The organism is Streptomyces fumanus, from assembly GCF_014655295.1.
In the GTDB taxonomy this organism is placed as follows: Bacteria; Actinomycetota; Actinomycetes; order Streptomycetales; family Streptomycetaceae; genus Streptomyces; species Streptomyces fumanus.
Window position 1 is genome coordinate 209,246 of sequence record NZ_BNBI01000008.1, and the last position, 19,963, is coordinate 229,208.

Here is a 19,963-nt window from a genome sequence, read left to right on the forward strand (position 1 = left end):
CGTCGGCATCACTGCCGGTCGCCCTCGGTCCGGGCGGCGGCCGACAGCCTGAACCGCTGGAGCTTGCCGGTGGCCGTGCGCGGCAGGGCGTCCCGGAAGACGACCTCCCGTGGACACTTGTACGGCGCCAACTCCCGCCTGACGAACGCCCGCAGCGCCTCCGGGTCCCGCTCGGCGCCCGCCCGCAGCACGGCGTACGCCACCACCACCTGCCCCCGCTCCTCGTCCGGGCGGCCCACCACCGCCGCCTCGACCACGTCCGGGTGCCGCAGCAACGCGTCCTCCACTTCCGGTCCGGCGATGTTGTACCCGGCCGAGACGATCATGTCGTCGGCGCGGGCCACGTACCGGAAGTACCCGTCGGGCTCGCGGACATAGGTGTCCCCGGTGATGTTCCAGCCGTCGCGCACGTACTCCCGCTGCCGGGGGTCGGCGAGGTAGCGGCACCCGACCGGTCCGCGCACCGCGAGCAGTCCGGGCGTCCCGTCCGGCACCGGCACGCCGTCCGCGTCCTGCACCCGCGCCTGCCAGCCCGGCACCGGCACGCCCGTGGTACCGGGCCGGATCCGCTCGTCGGCGGCGGAGAGGAAGATGTGCAGCAGCTCGGTGGCGCCGATGCCGTTGATGATGCGCAGCCCGGTCCGGGTGTGCCAGGCGTGCCAGGTGGCCGCGGGCAGGTTCTCGCCGGCCGAGACGCAGCGCCGCAGCGACGACACGTCGTACCCGGCGACCTCGCCGAGCATCGCGCGGTACGCGGTCGGCGCGGTGAACAGCACCGACACCCGGTGCCGGGCGATCGCCGGCAGCAGCTCCCGGGGCGTGGCCCGCTCCAGCAGCAGCGCGCACGCCCCGGCCCGCAGCGGGAAGACCACCAGGCCGCCCAGCCCGAAGGTGAACCCCAGCGGCGGGCTGCCCGCGAACAGGTCGTCCGCGCGCGGGCGCAGCACGTGCCGCGAGAAGGTGTCGGCGATCGCCAGCACGTCCCGGTGGAAGTGCAGACACCCCTTGGGCCGGCCGGTGGTGCCCGAGGTGAACGCGATCAGCGCCACGTCGTCGGCCGCCGTGTCCACGGCCCGGTACGGCGTGCCCGGCGCCGGCCGGTTCAGCAGGTCGCCGGGGCCGCCACCGCCGTACGGCACGATCCGCAGCCCCGGCACCCCGGCCGCGGCGAGGTCGGCCACGTACCGCGCGTCGCACAGGGCGTGCCGGACCCGGGCGATCCGGCAGACCGTGCTCAGCTCGTGCGGCCGCTGCTGCGCCAGCACGGTCACCGCGACCGCCCCGGCCTTCAGCACCGCCAGCCAGCAGGCCGCCAGCCACGGGGTGGTGGGCCCGCGCAGCAGCACCCGGTTGCCGGGGACCACGCCGAGGTCGCGGGTGAGCAGGTGGGCGAGCCGGTCGACCCGGGCGCGCAGCTCGCCGTACGTCCACCGGGTGCCGTCGGCGGTCCGGAAGGCCGGGCGGCCGGGGCCGGTGCCGGCCAGCAGCTCGGCGGCGCAGTTCAGGCGCTCCGGGTAGCGCAGCTCCGGCAGGTCGAACAGGAGCCGGGGCCACTGGCCGGGCGGCGGCAGGTGATCGCGGGCGAAGGTGTCGACGTGGGCGGTGCCCCGGGAGGTCATCAGCGGCGCCCCCTCGACGCGGTGGGCTCGTCACGTTCGCTGCGCGGTGGCTCGTCCGTGGAGCGTAGCGCCTTGGTGACGGCAGTCAACGGTCCGCGATAGTCTCGGGGGAGCCGTGCACGCCGGGACAGGCGAGACGAGGGGACCGGTGCCGATGACCGCGTTCGCGCTCCAGCCCGAACAGTCCGCCTGGTGCGCCGAGTTGCGCACGCTCGCCGCGCGCCGCCTGCGCCCCCTCGCCGAGCGGGGCGCCCCCGGCCGGGTCAACCGCCCCCTCGTCGCCGCGCTCGGCGATCTCGGCCTGCTGGCCCGCCTGTTCGGCTCCGGCGCCCTCGACCTGTGCCTGCTGCGGGAGTCCCTCGCGTACGCCTGTACGGAGGCCGAGACCGCCCTCGCCCTGCAGGGCCTGGGCGCGCATCCGGTGCACGCCCACGGCACCGCCGCCCAGCGCGAGCGGTGGCTGCCCCGGGTCGCCGAGGGCAGCGCGGTGGCGGCGTTCGCGCTGACCGAGCCGGACGCCGGGTCCGACGCGGCGGCCCTGGCGCTGGCCGCCCGCCCCGACGGTCCCGGCCGCTGGCGGCTCACCGGCGACAAGTGCTGGATCTCCAACGCCCCCGAGGCCGACCTCTACACCGTCTTCGCCCGGACCACCCCCGGCGCCGGGGCCCGCGGCGTCACCGCGTTCCTGGTCCCCGCCGACCGCCCCGGCCTCACCGGCAGCCACCTGGAGATGCTCTCGCCGCACCCGATCGGCACCCTCGCCTTCGACGCCGTGCCGGTCACCGCCGACGACGTGCTCGGCAGCCCCGGCCACGGGTTCCGCGTCGCGATGGGCACCCTCGACCGGTTCCGGCCCAGCGTCGGCGCCTTCGCCGTCGGCATGGCCCAGGCCGCGCTGGACGCCACCCTCGCCCACACCGCCGCCCGGGACGCCTTCGGCGGCAAGCTGCGCGACCTCCAGGCCGTCTCGCACCGGGTGGCGGAGATGGCCGTGCGCACGGAGGCGGCCCGCCTGATGGTGTACGCGGCGGCGACCGCGTACGACGCCGGCGACCCGGACCTGCGCCGGCGCGCGGCGATGGCGAAGCTGCTGGCCACCGAGACCGCGCAGGAGGTCGTCGACGCGGCCGTGCAGTTGCACGGCGCCCGCGCGCTGCGCCGCGGCCACCTCCTGGAACACCTCTACCGTGAGGTCCGCGCGCCACGCGTCTACGAAGGCGCCAGCGAGGTGCAACGCGGCATCATCGCCCGGGAGTCCTACGCCCGCGCGGGGGAGCGGGCGTGAGCGCCGAGCGCCTGAACCCCGCCGCCCTCGCCCCGCCCGCCGGCTTCTCCCACGCCGTCGTCGCCACCGGCACCCGCGTGGTCTTCCTGGCCGGGCAGACCGCCCTCGACCCGGCCGGCGAGGTCGTCGGCGGCACGCTCCCCGCCCAGTTCGAACGGGCCCTCGCCAACCTGCTGACGGCCCTGCGCGCGGCCGGCGGCACCCCCGCCGACCTGGCCCGCGTCACCGTCTACGCCACCGATGTGGCCGCCTACCGCGCCCACGCGGGCGAACTCGGCCGGATCTGGCGGCGCGCGGCGGGCCGGGACTACCCGGCGATGGCGGTCGTCCAGGTCACCCGCCTGTGGGACGAGACGGCCCTGGTGGAACTGGACGGCATCGCGGTGTTGCCGTGACGCGCGGGTCCACCCCGATTACGGCGGGGTCCGGGCCGGTCATGGTCCGGGCGGCGGCCCGGTTCAGCGGCGGCGGCCGGTGCGGAACGCCTCCCGGACGCGCGGCCGGTCGACGTACATCGTCAGCAGCGTGCTCAGCAGGGCCACCCAGAACACCGTCCGCGGCACCTCCCGCGCGGTCCACGGGACCAGCACCAGGACCAGCGCGCACACCGTCACCGCCGCCGCCTGCCCGGCGGCCAGCCGCGCCCACCCGTCGCGGCGCAGCAGCGACCGCACGTTCAGCCGAACGCCCTTGCGCCGCTTGCGGTAGCGCACCAGCGCGCCCAGCACCCACACCGCGGCCATCAGCAGCACGTCCCACAGCCGCTGGGCCAGGGAGAGCGGCAGGTCCCGGGGCGTGCCGTCGTCGCCCGGCCCGACACCGAGGGACAGCGCGGCGAACACCACGCAGAGCAGCGCCAGCCAGCGGGTGCCGCGCAGCAACCGGTACGTGGCCGCGTCCAGTTCCTTCCGCATCGACGACGAATCGGGGGCGGCGCCCAGGGCCTCGGCGATCAGGTCGGCGGCCCGGGAGGCCCGTACCCCCGGGGTGTTCGCGGCCCGCCGGGTGCGGCTGCTCAGCGCCTCGCTGTGCGTGGGGTCGAGCCGCAGGATGGCCTGGTCCATCGCGTCGATCGTCGCGTCGTCGCCGGTCAGCCCGGCGATGAACCGGCGCACCTCGTACGGGCGCACCTCCTCGGGCGCGAGGCGTATCGCCTGCTCCGCCATGGCGATCGCGCCCTCGGCCACGGCGGCGACGTCCTCGTGGGTGAGTTCCCGGCCGCCGGTCTCCTTGGCCCGGCGCAGGATGGCCTGCCGCAGCGCGTAGTCGGCCAGCATCGACCAGCAGCCCCAGAACTGCGGCCGGATGCGGACCGCCTCGCGGAGCGTGTCCACCGCCGCGTCGACGCCCGCGCCGCTGCCGACCAGTGCCTGGGCGCGCAGCAGCAGCGCGTTGACGTTCTCCGGCTCCAGCCGCAGCGCCTCCCCGGTCGCCGTCAGGGCCTCCTGGGGAGCGCCCAGCTTGGCGTGGCAGCGGGCGAGTTCGGTCCACGCCGCCGCGTCCTCGGGCGCGGCGGCCACGCGCCGCGCGAGCAGCGTCCGGGCCTCGTCGTACCGTTCGAGGGACAGCAGCGCCTCGGCACGCTCCATCGCCTGGTCCGTGCTCACAGCTTGCGCTTCCTCTTGAGGTAGGTGACGAGGTCGTCGTACTGGCCGCCTTCGTTGGCGTACATCGCCACATTGCGGGCCGAGGCGAACCACGGTTCGGTGGAGGGCGTGATCTGCCGGGCGGCGCCGAGCAGATCGGGCATCCCGATCATGCGGACGGTGCCGGTGCGGGCCGAGTCGAGCAGCGCGGTCTCGGCGGCGCTCTCGCACACATGGGCGAGGTCGGCGCCGGAGAAGCCGTCGGTCAGCTTCACCAGTCTGCCCAGGTCGACCCGTTCGATGGGGCGGTCCCGCAGGTGGTAGCGGAGGATCGCCTCCCGGGCCGGGGCGTCGGGCGGCAGCACGAGCAGGGTGCGGTCGAAGCGGCCCGGGCGGCGCAGGGCGAGGTCGACGTCCCAGGGCGCGTTGGTGGCGGCGAGCACGAAGACGCCCTCGTTGGCGGTGGCGTCCACGCCGTCCAGTTCGGTCAGGAGCTGGTTCACCGTGGTGCGCATCCCGCCGGACCGGGTGCGCGAGCGCTTGCCGCCCAGCGCGTCCAGCTCGTCGAGGAAGACCACGCAAGGAGACCGGCGCCGGGCCGTCTCGAAGACCTCGTGCATGTTGCGCTCGGAGTTGCCGACCCACATGTCGAGCACGTCGTTGACGGACACCGACAGAAAGTGCGCGCCGAGTTCCCCGGCGACCGCCCGTGCCACGAAGGTCTTGCCGCAGCCCGGGGGGCCGTACAGCAGGAGCCCGCCGCGCAGGCTCTTGCCGTAGAGGCGGCGCAGCTCCGGGTTGCGCAGCGGGGCGAGGAACGCGGCCTCCAGCCGGTCCTTCACCTCCGTCATGCCGCCGACGTCCGCGAGGCGTACGGCCCCGGGGTCCTCCACGTCCCAGGCTCCGGGCCCCGAGCCGTCGTCCGCGGCGAGCGGCTCCGGTGCGGTGTCCGGCGCGGTCTGCGGTGCGGTCTGCGGTGCCGTCACGAACCGGGGCGTCACCGCGTCCCCGATCTCCTCCTCGGCGGCCTTCCAGTCGAACCCGGGCCGCCGGTCGGCGGATTGATCCGCCGGGGACTGCGGGGCGGGTGGAGTGGCCACCGGGGGCTGCGGCGCCGCCGCCGGTACCCCCATCGCCCGCGCCATCAGCTCCCGCGCCTTCGTGTCCCCGGGCGCGTGCTGGAGGGCGACCGCCACCTCGGTGACGGCGGCCTCCGCGGCCCCCGCCGCCAGCAGCAGTTTGGCGAGGTGGAGTCGTAGCGGAACGTCCTGCGGCGCGGCGGCGACCGCCGTCCGCAGGCTCTGGATCAAGGGCGAGTCGGCCGACATGGCGGCCACTCTACGAACCGGTCGTCCCCCGGGGCACAGGAGCCCCGGGGGCCACCGCTCAGATGTCCCGGAACGTCTCGATCTGCGCCCCCACCGAGTTCAGACGCTCGGCGAGGTCCTCGTAACCCCGGTTGATGACATAGACGTTGCGCAGCACCGACGTGCCCTCGGCGGCCATCATCGCCAGCAGGACGACGACGGCCGGGCGGAGGGCCGGCGGGCACATCATCTCGGCCGCGCGCCAGCGGGTGGGGCCCTCGACCAGCACCCGGTGCGGGTCCAGCAACTGGAGCCGGCCACCGAGGCGGTTGAGGTCGGTGAGGTAGATGGCGCGGTTGTCGTAGACCCAGTCGTGGATGAGGGTCTGGCCCTGCGCGGAGGCGGCGATGGCCGCGAAGAACGGCACGTTGTCGATGTTCAGGCCGGGGAACGGCATCGGGTGGATCTTGTCGATGGGCGCCTCCAGCTTGGAGGGGCGCACGGTCAGGTCCACCAGCCGGGTACGGCCGTTGTCGGCGACGTACTCGGGCGTGCGGTCGTGGTCCAGGCCCATCTCCTCCAGGACCGCCAGCTCGATCTCCAGGAACTCGATCGGCACCCGGCGGACCGTCAGCTCCGACTCCGTGACCACCGCGGCGGCCAGCAGGCTCATCGCCTCGACCGGGTCCTCGGAGGGGGAGTAGTCCACGTCCACGTCGATGACCGGCACGCCGTGCACGGTGAGGGTGGTGGTGCCGATGCCCTCGACCTGGACGCCGAGCGCCTCCAGGAAGAAGCACAGGTCCTGGACCATGTAGTTGGAGGAGGCGTTGCGGATGACGGTGACGCCGTCGTGCCGGGCGGCGGCCAGCAGCGCGTTCTCGGTGACCGTGTCGCCCCGCTCGGTCAGCACGATCGGGCGGTCCGGGCGGACCGAGCGGTCCACCACCGCGTGGTACTGGCCCTCCGTCGCCGCCACGTCCAGGCCGAACCGGCGCAGCGCGATCATGTGCGGCTCGATGGTGCGGGTGCCCAGGTCGCAGCCGCCGGCGTAGGGCAGCTTGAAGCGGTCCATGCGGTGCAGCAGCGGGCCCAGGAACATGATGATCGACCGGGTGCGCACCGCGGCCTCGGCGTCGATCGCCGCCATGTCCAACTCGGCCGGCGGCACGATCTCCAGGTCCACGCCGTCGTTGATCCAACGGGTGCGCACACCGATGGAGTTGAGCACCTCCAGGAGGCGGTACACCTCCTCGATCCGGGCGACCCGGCGCAGCACCGTGCGCCCCTTGTTGAGCAGCGAGGCGCACAGCAGCGCCACGCACGCGTTCTTGCTCGTCTTGACGTCGATGGCCCCCGACAGGCGCCGGCCGCCCACCACCCGCAGATGCATCGGGCCCGCGTAGCCCAGGGAGACGATCTCACTGTCCAGCGCTTCGCCGATCCGGGCGATCATCTCAAGGCTGATGTTCTGGTTGCCGCGCTCGATGCGGTTGACGGCGCTCTGACTGGTGCCGAGCGCCTCCGCGAGCTGCGACTGCGTCCAGCCGCGGTGCTGCCGGGCGTCACGGATGAGCTTGCCGATGCGTACGAGGTAGTCGTCTGCCATGAGGTCGAGGCTATCTCAGATATGAGATGGCGCCTCTCGGGGGGTCTGTTCGAGTGACAGCCCGTCAACGCCGTCCGGCCGAACGGGTGCGCCGCCAGCCGAAGGGGCCGGGCAGATCCATCGACGTCGTACGGCGTCCGGTGCTGCTGTGGGTGTGCCGGGGACCGCTGCTGCCCCCGGTGGTGATCGACCAGGACCGCTTGTTGATGTTCAGCCGCACCCCCGGCAATATCCGGAAGCTCTTGCGGAACGTGAGGGGCATCGTGCCTCCTTGGCGGGACGAGCCGGGCCGGTCGGTCCCGGCCCAACTCGCTTACCCCGCACGGGCGCGGTGATGGCCGGGCGGGTCCGGAATCCCGGTCGGGACCGGTCGGGAATCCCGGTCTGGACCGGTCGGGAACCCCGGTCGGGACCGGTCGGGAATCCCGGTCGGGGCCGGTTCGGGATTCCCGGTCCGGACCGGTCAGGAATCAAGAAGCACGGGTCCGGCGCCGCGATTAGCGTGACGGCCATGGACATCACCATTCACACCGCCTTCCTGCCGCAGGACGACCCCGAGGCCGCCCTGGCGTTCTACCGCGACACCCTCGGCTTCGAGGTCCGCAAGGACGTCGGCTACCAGGGGATGCGCTGGATCACCGTCGGCCCGCCCGGCCAGCCCGGCACCTCCATCGTGCTGCACCCCCCGGCCGCCGACCCCGGCATCACCGACGACGAGCGCCGCACCATCGCCGAGATGATGGCCAAGGGCACCTACGCGAGCATCGTCCTGGCCACCCACGATCTCGACGGCGTCTTCGAGCGGGTGCAGGCCACCGCCGAGGTGGTCCAGGAGCCGACGCAGCAGCCGTACGGCGTCCGTGACTGCGCCTTCCGGGACCCCGCGGGCAACATGGTCCGCGTCCAGGAACTGACCTGACCCACGCCGGCCGGGACCCCGTACCCGCGCCCCGCCGCCACCGGCCGGGCCCGTACCCGGGCCCCGCCACCGGCCGTAACCGCGGAAATACCCGGCCGGCCCCCGCGGACCGCGCATATCCTCATGGCCGCTCCGAACCAGCCCGACGGCGCCACAGGCATGCCGCAGTTAGGGAGAGACGATGACCACGGACACCCCCTCGCCCGCCCCGCACCCCGCCGACAGCCATGACCTGATCCGGGTGCACGGGGCGCGGGAGAACAACCTGAAGGACGTCAGTGTCGAGATCCCCAAGCGGCGGCTGACGGTCTTCACCGGGGTCTCCGGCTCGGGCAAGAGCTCCCTGGTCTTCGACACCATCGCCGCCGAGTCCCAGCGGATGATCAACGAGACGTACAGCGCCTTCGTACAGGGCTTCATGCCGACGCTGGCCCGGCCCGAGGCCGACCTGCTGGAGGGGCTGACCACCGCGATCATCGTCGACCAGCAGCGGATGGGCGCCGACCCCCGCTCCACGGTCGGCACCGCCACCGACACCAACGCCCTGCTGCGCATCCTGTTCAGCCGGCTCGCCGAACCGCACGTCGGCCCGCCCGGCGCGTACTCCTTCAACGTCGCCACGGTCTCCGCGAGCGGCGGCTTCCGGGTGGAGCGGGGCGCCGAGAAGACGAAGACCGAGAAGGTGACGTTCAACCGCACCGGCGGCATGTGCGTGCGCTGCGAGGGCCGCGGCAGCGTCTCCGACATCGACCTCACCCAGCTCTACGACGACTCCAAGTCGATCGCCGAGGGCGCGTTCACCATCCCCGGCTGGAAGTCGGACAGCGTCTGGACGGTCGGGGTCTACGCCCAGTCCGGCTTCCTCGACCCGAACAAGCCGATCCGCGAGTTCACCGAGAAGGAGATGCGGGACTTCCTCTACGGCGAACCCACCAAGGTCAAGGTCAACGGCGTCAACCTCACCTACGAGGGCCTGATCCCCAAGATCCAGAAGTCCTTCCTGGCCAAGGACAAGGAGGCCCTGCAACCGCACATCCGCGCCTTCGTGGAGCGCGCGGTCACCTTCACCACCTGCCCCGACTGCGACGGCACCCGGCTCACCGAGGCGGTCCGGGCCTCGAAGATCGCGGGCATCTCCATCGCCGACGCCTGCGCGATGGAGATCCGGGACCTCGCCGAGTGGGTCCGCGGACTCGACGAGCCCTCCGTGGCCCCGCTGCTCACCGCGCTCCGGGGGACCCTGGAGTCCTTCGTGGAGATCGGCCTCGGCTACCTCTCCCTGGACCGGCCGGCCGGCACCCTCTCGGGCGGCGAGGCCCAGCGCGTCAAGATGATCCGCCACCTCGGCTCCGCCCTCACCGATGTCACGTACGTCTTCGACGAGCCCACCATCGGACTGCACCCGCACGACATCCAGCGCATGAACGAGCTGCTGCTGCGCCTGCGGGACAAGGGCAACACCGTCCTCGTGGTCGAGCACAAGCCGGAGACGATCGCCGTCGCCGACCACGTCGTGGACCTCGGCCCCGGCGCGGGCACGGCCGGCGGCACCGTCTGCTTCGAGGGCACCGTCGCCGGTCTGCGCGCCTCCGGCACCGTCACCGGCCGGCACCTCGACGACCGGGCCGCGCTGAAGGAGGAGGTCCGCAAGCCCACCGGGGCCCTGGAGATCCGCGGCGCCTCGGCGAACAACCTGCGCGACGTCGACGTCGACATACCGCTCGGCACCCTGGTGGTCGTCACCGGCGTGGCGGGCTCCGGCAAGAGTTCGCTGGTGCACGGCTCGATCCCGGCCGACGAGAACGTGGTCTTCGTCGACCAGAGCCCGATCCGCGGCTCCCGGCGCTCCAACCCGGCCACCTACACCGGGCTGCTGGACCCGATCCGCAAGGCGTTCGCCAAGGCCAGCGGCGCCAAGCCCGCCCTGTTCAGCCCCAACTCCGAGGGCGCCTGCCCGGCCTGCAACGGCGCCGGGGTGGTCTTCACCGACCTGGCGATGATGGCGGGCGTCGCCACCACCTGCGAGGAGTGCGAGGGCCGCCGCTTCCAGGCGTCGGTCCTGGAGCACCGGCTCGGCGGCCGGAACATCAGCGAGGTGCTGGCGATGCCGGTGACCGAGGCCGAGGAGTTCTTCTCCGCCGGCGAGGCCCGCACCCCGGCCGCGCACCGGATCCTCCAGCGGCTCGCCGACGTGGGGCTCGGCTACCTCAGCCTCGGCCAGCCGCTCACCACCCTCTCCGGCGGCGAGCGGCAGCGGCTGAAGCTCGCCACGCACATGGGCGACAAGGGCGGGCTCTACGTCCTCGACGAGCCGACCACCGGCCTCCACCTCGCCGATGTCGAGCAGTTGCTCGGCCTGCTCGACCGGCTGGTGGACGCCGGCAAGTCGGTCGTCGTCATCGAGCACCACCAGGCCGTGATGGCCCACGCCGACTGGATCATCGACCTCGGCCCCGGCGCCGGCCACGACGGCGGCCGGGTCGTCTTCGAGGGCACCCCGGCCGACCTGGTCGCCGCCCGCTCCACCCTCACCGGCGAACACCTGGCGGCGTACGTGGGGGCGAGCGGGGCCTGACGGTCCGGTCGGGCGCCCGACGGTCCCGGGCGGGTGTCAGCGGGCCGCCGTACGATCGGTCGGGTGACGAGCAGACCCACCCAGGAACAGCGGCTGAAGGACCTGGCGCGGCTGCGCCGGGTCCGGGACCGCATCGACCGCGAGTACGCCCGCCCGCTCGACGTCGAGGCACTCGCCCGGGGCGAGCACATGTCGGCCGGGCACCTCAGCCGCGCCTTCCGCGCCGCCTACGGCGAGTCGCCGTACTCGTACCTCATGACCCGGCGGATCGAGCGGGCGATGGCGCTGCTGCGCCGCGGCGACCTCAGCGTCACCGAGGTCTGCTTCGAGGTGGGCTGCGCCTCGCTCGGCACCTTCAGCACCCGCTTCACCGAACTGGTCGGGATGCCCCCCAGCACCTACCGGCAACTGGCCGCCGACGCCACGGAGGGCATCCCGTCGTGCGTGGCCAAGCAGGTCACCCGCCCGGTCCGCACCAAGGACCCCCGGCCGCCCGCCCCGGACCGGACCGGCGCCCCCCGGTCGCCCGCCCGAACCTGACCGGCGATCCCCGACCGCCCGCCCCGGACCGGACCGTGATCCCCGGCCGCCCGGCCCGGACCGGACCGGCGCCCCCCCCGGCCGCCCGCTGTCACCGGAGCACCTTGGAGCTGCGACCGCCCGCTGTCACCGCAGCACCTCGGAGCTGCGACCGCCCGCTGTCACCGCAGCACCCCGCCACCCCGGCCCCCGCTGTCACCGCAGCACCTCGGCGCCCCGGCCGGCCGTGACCACCGAGCGCAGGGGAAACGCGATGAGCAGCGCGGCGGCGACGAGCAGTCCGCTCGCCCACAGCGGCCCCAGGGCCCCGACCTCGGTACGGAGCGTGGCCGCGCCGATGAGGGGGCCGGCGGCGGCGCCGATGTTGAGGGCCGCGGTGGCGTACGAGCCGGCCATGGTGGGGGCTCCGGCCGCTTCGTAGAGGACCCGGGTGATCAGCGTGCTGCCCAGCGCGAACGACAGCGCGCCCTGCACGAACACGAGGGCGAGCAGGGCGACCGGCCGGTGGGCCAGCACGGCCAGGGCCGGCCAGCCGAGGAGCAGCAGCGGACCGGCGACCGCGACGACCGGACCGGGACGCCGGTCGGACAGCCGGCCGGCGACGGTGACGCCGGCGAAGGAACCGGCACCGAAGAGCACCAGCGCGACGGGGACCCACAGCTCGTCCAGCCCGGCGGTGCCGGTCACCACCGGGGCGAGGAAGGTGAAGCTCGCGAAGGTCGCCGCGTTCACCAGCGCGCCGAGCAGCATCACCACGAGCAGCCGCGGCCGGGCGAGCCGGGCCAGCTCCGCTCGCAGGGCCGGCCCGTCCGTCGCCCCCGCCGTCGCCCGTCCCGCGGGGATCCCCTTCAGGATGCCGAGAGCCGCCGGCAGGCAGAGCGCGGCGACGGCCCAGAAGGCGGCCCGCCAGCCGAGCAGCGCGCCGAGTACCGACCCGCCGGGGACACCGGCGATCGTGGCCACCGTCGTGCCCGACAGCAGTACGGCCAGCGCACGTCCCTTCTTGCCGGGCGGGACCAGCGTGGCGGCAGTTGTCAGAGCGACGGCGAGGAACCCCGCGTTCGCGAGCGCGGCGACGACCCGGGTGGCGAACAGGACCGGGAAGCTGGTGGTGAGGGCGCCCACCGCGTGGGCCGCCGCGAAAGCGAGGACGAACCCCAGAAGGCCGGCGCGCCTGGGCCGGTCGCGGGCCAGCGCGGCCACCAGGGGCGCGCCGACGACCATGCCGACCGCGAAGGCCGAGGTGAGCACGCCCGCCGTCCCGACGGTGACGTCGAGCTCCGAGGCGATGTCCGGCACCAGGCCGGCGAGCATGAACTCCGAGGTGCCCATGGCGAAGACCGCCAGGGCGAGCAGGTACAGCGGGAGAGGCATCGAGTGGCTCCGAGGTGAGGAGAGGCACGAGAAGGTCGTCTCGTCACCGCGGCCAGCCCCAGGGGCACACCCGCCCGGCCGCGGAACGCGGCGCGACGGCAGGGTCAGGAGCTCAGTGGTTCAGGGGGCTGACGGCGTGACCGTAAGCCCCCACCTCGTCCGACTCGGGGCTCGACATGGCCCGCACGCTACCCGACCGGCGCGCGTCGAGGCACCCCGGTTCCCCCGGCATCGGCTTGTATCGGCGGGGTGCGGGCATGACCAGGACGCCCCCATGTACTAGAGTTATCTCGACATCGAGATATCTGCCGAGGCGTACCGCGGTCGCCACCCTGGTAAGGGAAGCCTAACTTAGCCTTACCTCAGCGGATCGGCCAGGGCGGCGTGGCGGCAGGATGCGGTGGTACGCGCACATGAATGAAGGAGACTGTCGTGTCGGCGAACAGCTTCGACGCCCGCAGCACGCTGCAGGTGGGCGACGAGTCGTACGAGATCTTCCGGCTGGACAAGGTCGAGGGCTCCGCGCGCCTTCCCTACAGCCTGAAGGTGCTGCTGGAGAACCTCCTCCGCACCGAGGACGGCGCGAACATCACCGCCGACCACATCCGCGCCCTCGGCTCCTGGGACTCCCAGGCCCAGCCGTCGCAGGAGATCCAGTTCACGCCCGCCCGCGTGATCATGCAGGACTTCACCGGCGTGCCCTGCGTGGTGGACCTCGCCACCATGCGTGAGGCCGTCAAGGAGCTGGGCGGCGACCCGGCGAAGGTCAACCCGCTCTCCCCGGCCGAGCTGGTCATCGACCACTCCGTCATCGCCGACAAGTTCGGCACCGCCGACGCCTTCAAGCAGAACGTCGACCTGGAGTACGGCCGCAACAAGGAGCGCTACCAGTTCCTGCGCTGGGGCCAGACCGCCTTCGACGACTTCAAGGTCGTCCCGCCCGGCACCGGCATCGTCCACCAGGTCAACATCGAGCACCTGGCCCGCGTCGTGATGATCCGCGACGGCAAGGCGTACCCCGACACCCTGGTCGGCACCGACTCGCACACCACCATGGTCAACGGCCTGGGCGTACTCGGCTGGGGCGTCGGCGGCATCGAGGCCGAGGCCGCGATGCTCGGCCAGCCGGTCTCCATGCTGATCCCGCGCGTGGTCGGCTTCAAGCTCACCGGCGAGCTGCAGCCCGGCACCACCGCCACCGACCTGGTCCTCACGATCACCGAGATGCTGCGCGAGCACGGCGTCGTCGGCAAGTTCGTCGAGTTCTACGGCGAGGGCGTGGCCGCCACCAGCCTGGCCAACCGCGCCACCATCGGCAACATGTCCCCGGAGTTCGGCTCCACCGCCGCCATCTTCCCGATCGACGACGAGACGCTGAACTACCTGCGCCTGACCGGCCGCAGCGACCAGCAGGTCGCCCTGGTCGAGGCGTACGCCAAGGAGCAGGGCCTCTGGCTGGACCCGGCGGCCGAGCCGGACTTCTCCGAGAAGCTGGAGCTGGACCTCTCCACCGTCGTGCCGTCCATCGCCGGCCCGAAGCGCCCGCAGGACCGCATCGAGCTGTCCCGCGCCGCCGAGCAGTTCGCCGCCGACGTGCTCAACTACGTCGACGCCGGGGTGACCGGCGGCGACGACCGCAAGGCCGGCGTCCCGCAGCAGGAGCAGCCGCACGGCGTGCAGTCCCCGGTCGACGAGGCGTCCGCCGAGTCCTTCCCGGCCTCCGACGCCCCGGCCTACGGCAGCGACGACAACGGCGCCGGCGCCCCGCAGCACTCCGCCGTCGTCGCCGGCTCCGGCCCGTCCAACCCGGTGCGCGTCACCGCCCCCGACGGCACCTCCTACGAGCTGGACCACGGCGCGGTGACGGTCGCGGCCATCACCTCCTGCACCAACACCTCCAACCCGTACGTGATGGTGGCCGCCGCCCTCGTCGCGAAGAAGGCGGTCGAGAAGGGCCTGACCCGCAAGCCGTGGGTCAAGACCACCCTCGCCCCGGGCTCCAAGGTCGTCACCGACTACTTCGAGAAGGCGGGCCTGACCCCCTACCTCGACAAGGTCGGCTTCAACCTCGTCGGCTACGGCTGCACCACCTGCATCGGCAACTCCGGCCCGCTGCCGGACGAGGTCTCCCAGGCCGTCAACGACCACGACCTCGCCGTCACCTCGGTCCTCTCCGGCAACCGGAACTTCGAGGGCCGGATCAACCCCGACGTCAAGATGAACTACCTGGCGTCCCCGCCGCTGGTCGTCGCCTACGCGATCGCCGGTTCCATGAAGGTGGACATCACCCGCGACGCCCTGGGCACCGACCAGGACGGCAACCCGGTCTTCCTCAAGGACATCTGGCCCACCGAGGCCGAGGTCAACGAGGTGGTGGCCAACGCCATCGGCGAGGACATGTTCGCCAAGTCCTACTCCGACGTCTTCGCCGGCGACGCCCAGTGGCAGGCGCTGCCCGTCCCGACCGGCGACACCTTCGAGTGGGACGCGGAGTCCACCTACGTCCGCAAGCCCCCGTACTTCGAGGGCATGACGATGGAGACCACCCCGGTCTCCGACATCACGGGCGCCCGCGTCCTGGCCAAGCTGGGCGACTCGGTCACCACCGACCACATCTCCCCGGCCGGCGCCATCAAGGCCGACACCCCGGCCGGCAAGTACCTCACGGAGCACGGCGTGGAGCGCCGCGACTTCAACAGCTACGGCTCGCGCCGCGGCAACCACGAGGTCATGATCCGCGGCACGTTCGCCAACATCCGCCTGCGCAACCAGATCGCGCCGGGCACCGAGGGCGGCTACACCCGGGACTTCACCCAGGACGGCGGCCCGGTCTCCTTCATCTACGACGCCTCGCAGAACTACCAGGCCGCCGGCATCCCGCTGGTCGTCCTGGCCGGCAAGGAGTACGGCTCCGGCTCGTCCCGCGACTGGGCCGCCAAGGGCACCGCGCTCCTCGGCGTCAAGGCCGTCATCGCCGAGTCCTACGAGCGCATCCACCGCTCCAACCTCATCGGCATGGGCGTCCTCCCGCTCCAGTTCCCGGAGGGCCAGTCCGCCGCCTCCCTCGGCCTGACCGGCGAGGAGACCTTCTCCATCACCGGCGTCACCGAGCTGAACGAGGGCACCACCCCGCGCACGGTGAAGGTCACCACCGACACCGGCGTCGAGTTCGACGCGGTCGTCCGCATCGACACCCCCGGCGAGGCGGACTACTACCGCAACGGCGGCATCATGCAGTACGTCCTGCGCAGCCTGATCCGCAAGTAAGCGGCACGCACCACGGCGAAGGGCCGCACTCCCGGCGACGGGGGTGCGGCCCTTCTCCCTGCGCGGGTCAGCCCAGCAGTTCCACCTCCGCCAGCGTGTGCTCACCGTCGAGGACCAGCCGGTACTTCGCGTACGCCCCCGGTGTCCGTACCGAGAACGCGCGGGTCTGCCGGTCCCAGGCGAAGGACTGGCCGGAGCGTTCGTCCAGCGTCCGCCATGTCGTGCCGTCGGCCGAGCCCTGGAGCTTCCAGCCGGTGGGCGCCGAGGCGCGGTCCTTCGGGGAGGTCAGCGTGTACTGCACCGCCTTGGTCCCCTCGGCCACCGGCAGGTCCACCGAGGTCACGGCCGCCTCCGTCGCCGAGGTGTCGTCGAAGAGGGCGCCGTCACCGGACAGGGCGTCCTTGCGCGGCGCCGGCACCTCGTCGTCCTGGGTGATCGACACGGGCGCCGCGTTCCTGCCCGTGCCCCACGAGGAGGGCCGCGCGGCCATGTCGAACTCCAGCACCCCGCCCCGGGCGATCAGCGAGTGCGGCAGGGACGTGGAGTTCCAGGACCGGCCGTTGACCTTCAGCCCCCGCACGTACACGTTCTTCGCGGAGTTCTTCGGCGCCTTGACGACCAGGTCCCGCCCGTTCTCCAGGTGGACGGTGGCCTTGGTGAACAGCGGGGAGCCGATGGCGTATTCGCCGCTGCCCATCACCAGCGGGTAGAAGCCCAGCGCGGAGAAGAGGAACCAGGCCGACTGCTCGCCGTTGTCCTCGTCGCCGTGGTAGCCCTGCCCGATCTCGCTGCCGGTGTAGAGCCGGGAGAGCACCTCCCGCACGTTCCGCTGCGTCTTGTACGGCTGCCCGGCCGCGTCGTACATGTACAGGGCGTGGTGGGCGACCTGGTTGGAGTGCCCGTACATGCCCATCCGGACGTCCCGTGCCTCGGTCATCTCGTGGATGACGCCGCCGTAGGAGCCGACGAACTCGGCGCCGGCCGTCTCCGGGGTGGCGAGGTACTCGTCCAGCTTGTCGGCGAGGCCGGAGCGACCGCCGTAGAGGTTGGCCAGGCCCCGGCTGTCCTGCGGGGCGGTGAAGGCGTAGCCCCAGCCGTTGGTCTCGGTGTAGTCGTAGCCCCACACCCGCGGGTCGTACTTCTCCGACTCCACGCGCCACTTGCCGGACGCGTCCTTGCCCTGGAAGAAGCCCGCCTTCGCGTCGAACAGGTTGACGTAGTCCTGGGCGCGGTTGAGGAAGTACGCCGACTCCTCCTTGTACCGCTTCTCGCCGGTCTCCCGGTAGAGCTTCTCGCCCATCTTGGCGATGCCGTAGTCGTTGAGGTAGCCCTCCAGCGCCCAGGACAGTCCCTCGTGGGTCTCGGTGGAGGTGTAGCCGAGGAACGGCGAGGTCTCCATGCCCTTGCGGCCCACCCCGGAGGAGGGCGGCACCACGGTGGCGTTCTTCACCGCCGCGTCGTACGCCGCCTCGGCGTCGAAATCGACGCCCTTGACGTACGCGTCGGCGAAGGCGACGTCGCTGGAGGTGCCGGTCATCAGGTCCGCGTAGCCGGGGGAGGACCAGCGCGAGGTCCAGCCGCCGTCCTTGTAGTGCTGCACGAACCCGTCCACCAGCTCACCGGCCTGCGCCGGGGTGAGGAAGGAGTACGCCGGCCAGGTCGTCCGGTAGGTGTCCCAGAAGCCGTTGTTGACGTACACCTTGCCGTCGACGATCTCCGCGCCGGTGTGCGTGGCGGTGTCCTGCCGCGGCATCTTCCGGAACGGCGAGGCGTACTGGTAGACGCCGTCGACCTTCTCGTGGCCCGCGTTCGGGTACAGGTAGAGCCGGTACAGGCTGGAGTAGAGCGTGGTCAACTGGTCCCGGGTCGCGCCCTCGACCTCGACCTTGCCGAGCAGCCGGTCCCACTGCTTGCGGGCGTCCCCCTTCACCTTCTCGAAGGAGGCGCCCGCCGCGATCTCCTGGCGCAGGTTGTCCTCGGCCTGGTCGACGCTGATCAGCGAGGTCGCCAGCCTCAGCGTCACCGTGCGGTCGTCGCCCGCGTCGAAGCGCAGATGGCCCTTGACGCCGCTGGAGTCGCCGCCGGTGACCTTCTTGTCGAACTCGCCGTAGACGAAGAGCCGGGTCGCGCCGGTCGACAGGCCGGACTTCACGTCCGAGTAGCCGGTGAAGGTGCCGTTCTCCCGGTCCAGGGTCAGGCCCGCCTGGTCGGTGACGTTGTCGAAGACCACGCTCGCGTCGTCGCCGGGGTAGGTGAAGCGGAGCATGGCCGCGTGGTCGGTCGGCGCCATCTCGGCCTTCAGGCCGTTCTCGAACGTGACCCCGTAGTAGTAGGGCCGCGCGGTCTCGTTCTCGTGCCGGAACGGCAGCTCGCGGGCCTCCCGGCCGGTCTCCGGGGCGCCGGCCGCGGCCGACGGCATCACCTGGAAGGTCTGCCGGTCGCCCATCCAGGGACTGGGCTCGTGGCTGGCGCTGAACGCCTGGATCGTCGGCAGGTTGTCCGCGTTGTTGCCGCGGGCGTAGTCGTACAGCCAGCTCAGCGAACCGGCGTTGGTCACCGGCGTCCAGAAGTTGAAGCCGTGCGGGACAGCCGTCGCGGGGAAGTTGTTGCCGCGCGAGAAACCGCCGCTGGAGTTGGTGCCCCGGGTGGTCAGCGCGTAGTCGGAGAGGTGGGCCGCGGGCCGCTCGGGCTCGGCCCGGGTGAGCGACACGTCGTCCAGCCAGCCCCGGAACTTCGCCGGGCCCTTGGGGGAGTCGTACCCGACGAGGATGCGGTCGACGGTCTTGCCGGCCGCGACCGAGCCGATGCTGGACTCCACGGCGTTCCACTGGTTGACGTACAGCACCTTCGAGGCGCCCTGCCCGCGCGGCGTCAGCGGGAAGCCGTGGCTGTCGGTCGCGCCGAGGTCGCTGAGGTAGGTGCCGTCGGTGAAGGCGAGGTCGACGGCGACGTTGGTGGCGTCGTAGTCGAGGTCGCCGTCGGCCATCGACGGGAAGATCTTGTAGGAGAGTTCGGTACGGCGGTCGACCTTCACATCGACGTCGAACACCTTGTTGTACGAGTAGGCCCGCCCGTCGGCGGTGTGCCGGCCCGCGTAGCGCAGCGCCCGCTTGCCGGTGAAGCCGGCGCCCGCCTTGGCCGTGGGGGAGCCGGTGGGGCCCTTGTCGACCAGGGAGAGCATGTCCGCGGGGACGGGGGTGTCGTCGCCGCCGGTGGAGAACTGCACATCGGCGAGCTGGAGGGCGTCGCCCGCCCCGGCGTTCCGGGTGAACTCCAGCCGGAAGTGCCGGAATTCGGCCGTCTCGGCGAGGTCGTACGTCCTGGTCTGGAACCGCTCGGCGAAGGACTGCCCGGAGCGGGTGTCCACGGTGGTCCAGTCCTCGCCGTCCGCCGACCCCTTCAGCGTCCAGTCCACCGGGTCGCGTTCGGCGTGGTCGTTGGCGGAGGTGAGCGCGTACCGGGTCACCCCGGCCGGGGCGTCCAGGTCGAACTCGACCCAGCCGGTGGGGGCGAAGGTCAGCCATTTGGTGGCGGGCTCGGTGTCGACCAGGTTCTCCTTCACCTCGCCGGCACCGGTGTTCTCCCCGCTCGCCCGGACGTCCGTGACATGGTCGGAGATGTTGCCCGGGATGCCGGTGCTGTAGCCGCCGTCGACGCCGGAGGCGCGCTTGCCGCCGCCCGGCGCGGTGTCGACGGTGCTGAGCCAGTCCGGGGCCGGATCGTCCGCCTCGAACGAGGACGAGAACTCCTTGGCCGGCGCGGCGGGCGCCCGCGGCACGGCGACCGCCGCGCCCTGTGAGCCGGCCGCCAGTGCGAAGGCGGTCGTCAGCACGACCGCCGGACCCCATCTGTGCCGAGTGCTGCGCTGCATGGTCGAGAACC

General features: G+C 72.7%; 13 protein-coding genes. 6 read left to right on the forward strand and 7 right to left on the reverse strand.

Annotated elements, in window-relative coordinates; all coding sequences use genetic code 11:
- Positions 1 to 8 precede the first annotated feature (8 nt).
- Positions 9 to 1,619: an AMP-binding protein gene (locus IE316_RS19060; RefSeq protein WP_190205607.1), complete on the reverse strand. Its 1,611-nt coding sequence runs from the start codon at positions 1,617 to 1,619 to the stop codon at positions 9 to 11.
- A 154-nt stretch (positions 1,620 to 1,773) separates the two neighbouring features.
- Here IE316_RS19060 and IE316_RS19065 point away from each other — a divergent pair, with 154 nt between their 5' ends.
- The gene (locus IE316_RS19065) at positions 1,774 to 2,904 is read left to right on the forward strand and encodes an acyl-CoA dehydrogenase family protein (protein ID WP_190205608.1); all 1,131 of its coding nucleotides are present in this window, start codon (positions 1,774 to 1,776) and stop codon (positions 2,902 to 2,904) included.
- A complete protein-coding gene (locus IE316_RS19070) occupies positions 2,901 to 3,299 on the forward strand; it encodes a RidA family protein (protein WP_190205609.1) in 399 nt (132 codons plus the stop codon). Before IE316_RS19065 ends, IE316_RS19070 begins: the two co-directional genes overlap by 4 nt.
- A 63-nt stretch (positions 3,300 to 3,362) precedes the next feature.
- Here IE316_RS19070 and IE316_RS19075 read toward each other — a convergent pair whose 3' ends face one another.
- The 4 genes from IE316_RS19075 to IE316_RS19090 all read right to left on the reverse strand — a co-directional run bounded on the left by IE316_RS19075 (position 3,363) and on the right by IE316_RS19090 (position 7,668).
- The gene (locus tag IE316_RS19075) at positions 3,363 to 4,511 is read right to left on the reverse strand and encodes a tetratricopeptide repeat protein (RefSeq protein ID WP_229910463.1); all 1,149 of its coding nucleotides are present in this window, start codon (positions 4,509 to 4,511) and stop codon (positions 3,363 to 3,365) included.
- Entirely contained in the window at positions 4,508 to 5,818 is a 1,311-nt protein-coding gene (locus tag IE316_RS19080; RefSeq protein ID WP_190205611.1) for an ATP-binding protein, read from the reverse strand. The genes IE316_RS19075 and IE316_RS19080 overlap by 4 nt, the downstream gene beginning before the upstream one ends.
- 58 nt (positions 5,819 to 5,876) lie before the next feature.
- Positions 5,877 to 7,406 carry a helix-turn-helix domain-containing protein gene (locus IE316_RS19085; RefSeq protein ID WP_190205612.1) on the reverse strand — a complete coding sequence of 510 codons (1,530 nt, stop codon included), beginning with the start codon at positions 7,404 to 7,406 and terminating at the stop codon, positions 5,877 to 5,879.
- Positions 7,407 to 7,470: 64 nt separating this feature from the next.
- Positions 7,471 to 7,668, reverse strand: coding sequence for a DUF4236 domain-containing protein (locus tag IE316_RS19090; RefSeq protein ID WP_190205613.1), 198 nt, complete (start codon positions 7,666 to 7,668; stop codon positions 7,471 to 7,473).
- A gap of 249 nt (positions 7,669 to 7,917) precedes the next feature.
- Between IE316_RS19090 and IE316_RS19095 the strand changes: the two genes are divergently transcribed.
- From IE316_RS19095 to IE316_RS19105, 3 genes are all read left to right on the forward strand, one after another.
- Complete coding sequence (locus IE316_RS19095; protein WP_190205614.1) at positions 7,918 to 8,325, forward strand: VOC family protein; 408 nt, start codon at positions 7,918 to 7,920, stop codon at positions 8,323 to 8,325.
- Between the two features lie 181 nt (positions 8,326 to 8,506).
- Positions 8,507 to 10,900 carry an ATP-binding cassette domain-containing protein gene (locus IE316_RS19100; RefSeq protein WP_190205615.1) on the forward strand — a complete coding sequence of 798 codons (2,394 nt, stop codon included), beginning with the start codon at positions 8,507 to 8,509 and terminating at the stop codon, positions 10,898 to 10,900.
- Positions 10,901 to 10,963: 63 nt separating this feature from the next.
- On the forward strand, positions 10,964 to 11,440 hold the full coding sequence (locus IE316_RS19105) for a helix-turn-helix transcriptional regulator (RefSeq protein ID WP_190205616.1): 477 nt from the start codon (positions 10,964 to 10,966) through the stop codon (positions 11,438 to 11,440).
- A gap of 195 nt (positions 11,441 to 11,635) precedes the next feature.
- Here IE316_RS19105 and IE316_RS19110 read toward each other — a convergent pair whose 3' ends face one another.
- The gene (locus IE316_RS19110; RefSeq protein WP_190205617.1) at positions 11,636 to 12,814 is read right to left on the reverse strand and encodes a Cmx/CmrA family chloramphenicol efflux MFS transporter; all 1,179 of its coding nucleotides are present in this window, start codon (positions 12,812 to 12,814) and stop codon (positions 11,636 to 11,638) included.
- 432 nt (positions 12,815 to 13,246) lie between these two features.
- On the opposite strand from IE316_RS19110, the gene IE316_RS19115 reads away from it, so the two are divergent.
- Positions 13,247 to 16,081, forward strand: a complete 2,835-nt coding sequence (locus IE316_RS19115) for an aconitate hydratase (protein WP_308438935.1) — start codon at positions 13,247 to 13,249, stop codon at positions 16,079 to 16,081.
- Between the two features lie 67 nt (positions 16,082 to 16,148).
- On the opposite strand, the gene IE316_RS19120 is transcribed toward IE316_RS19115, so the two are convergent.
- Positions 16,149 to 19,952 (reverse strand): GH92 family glycosyl hydrolase, encoded by a 3,804-nt coding sequence (locus IE316_RS19120; protein WP_190205619.1) that lies wholly within the window; start codon positions 19,950 to 19,952, stop codon positions 16,149 to 16,151.
- Positions 19,953 to 19,963 lie beyond the last annotated feature (11 nt).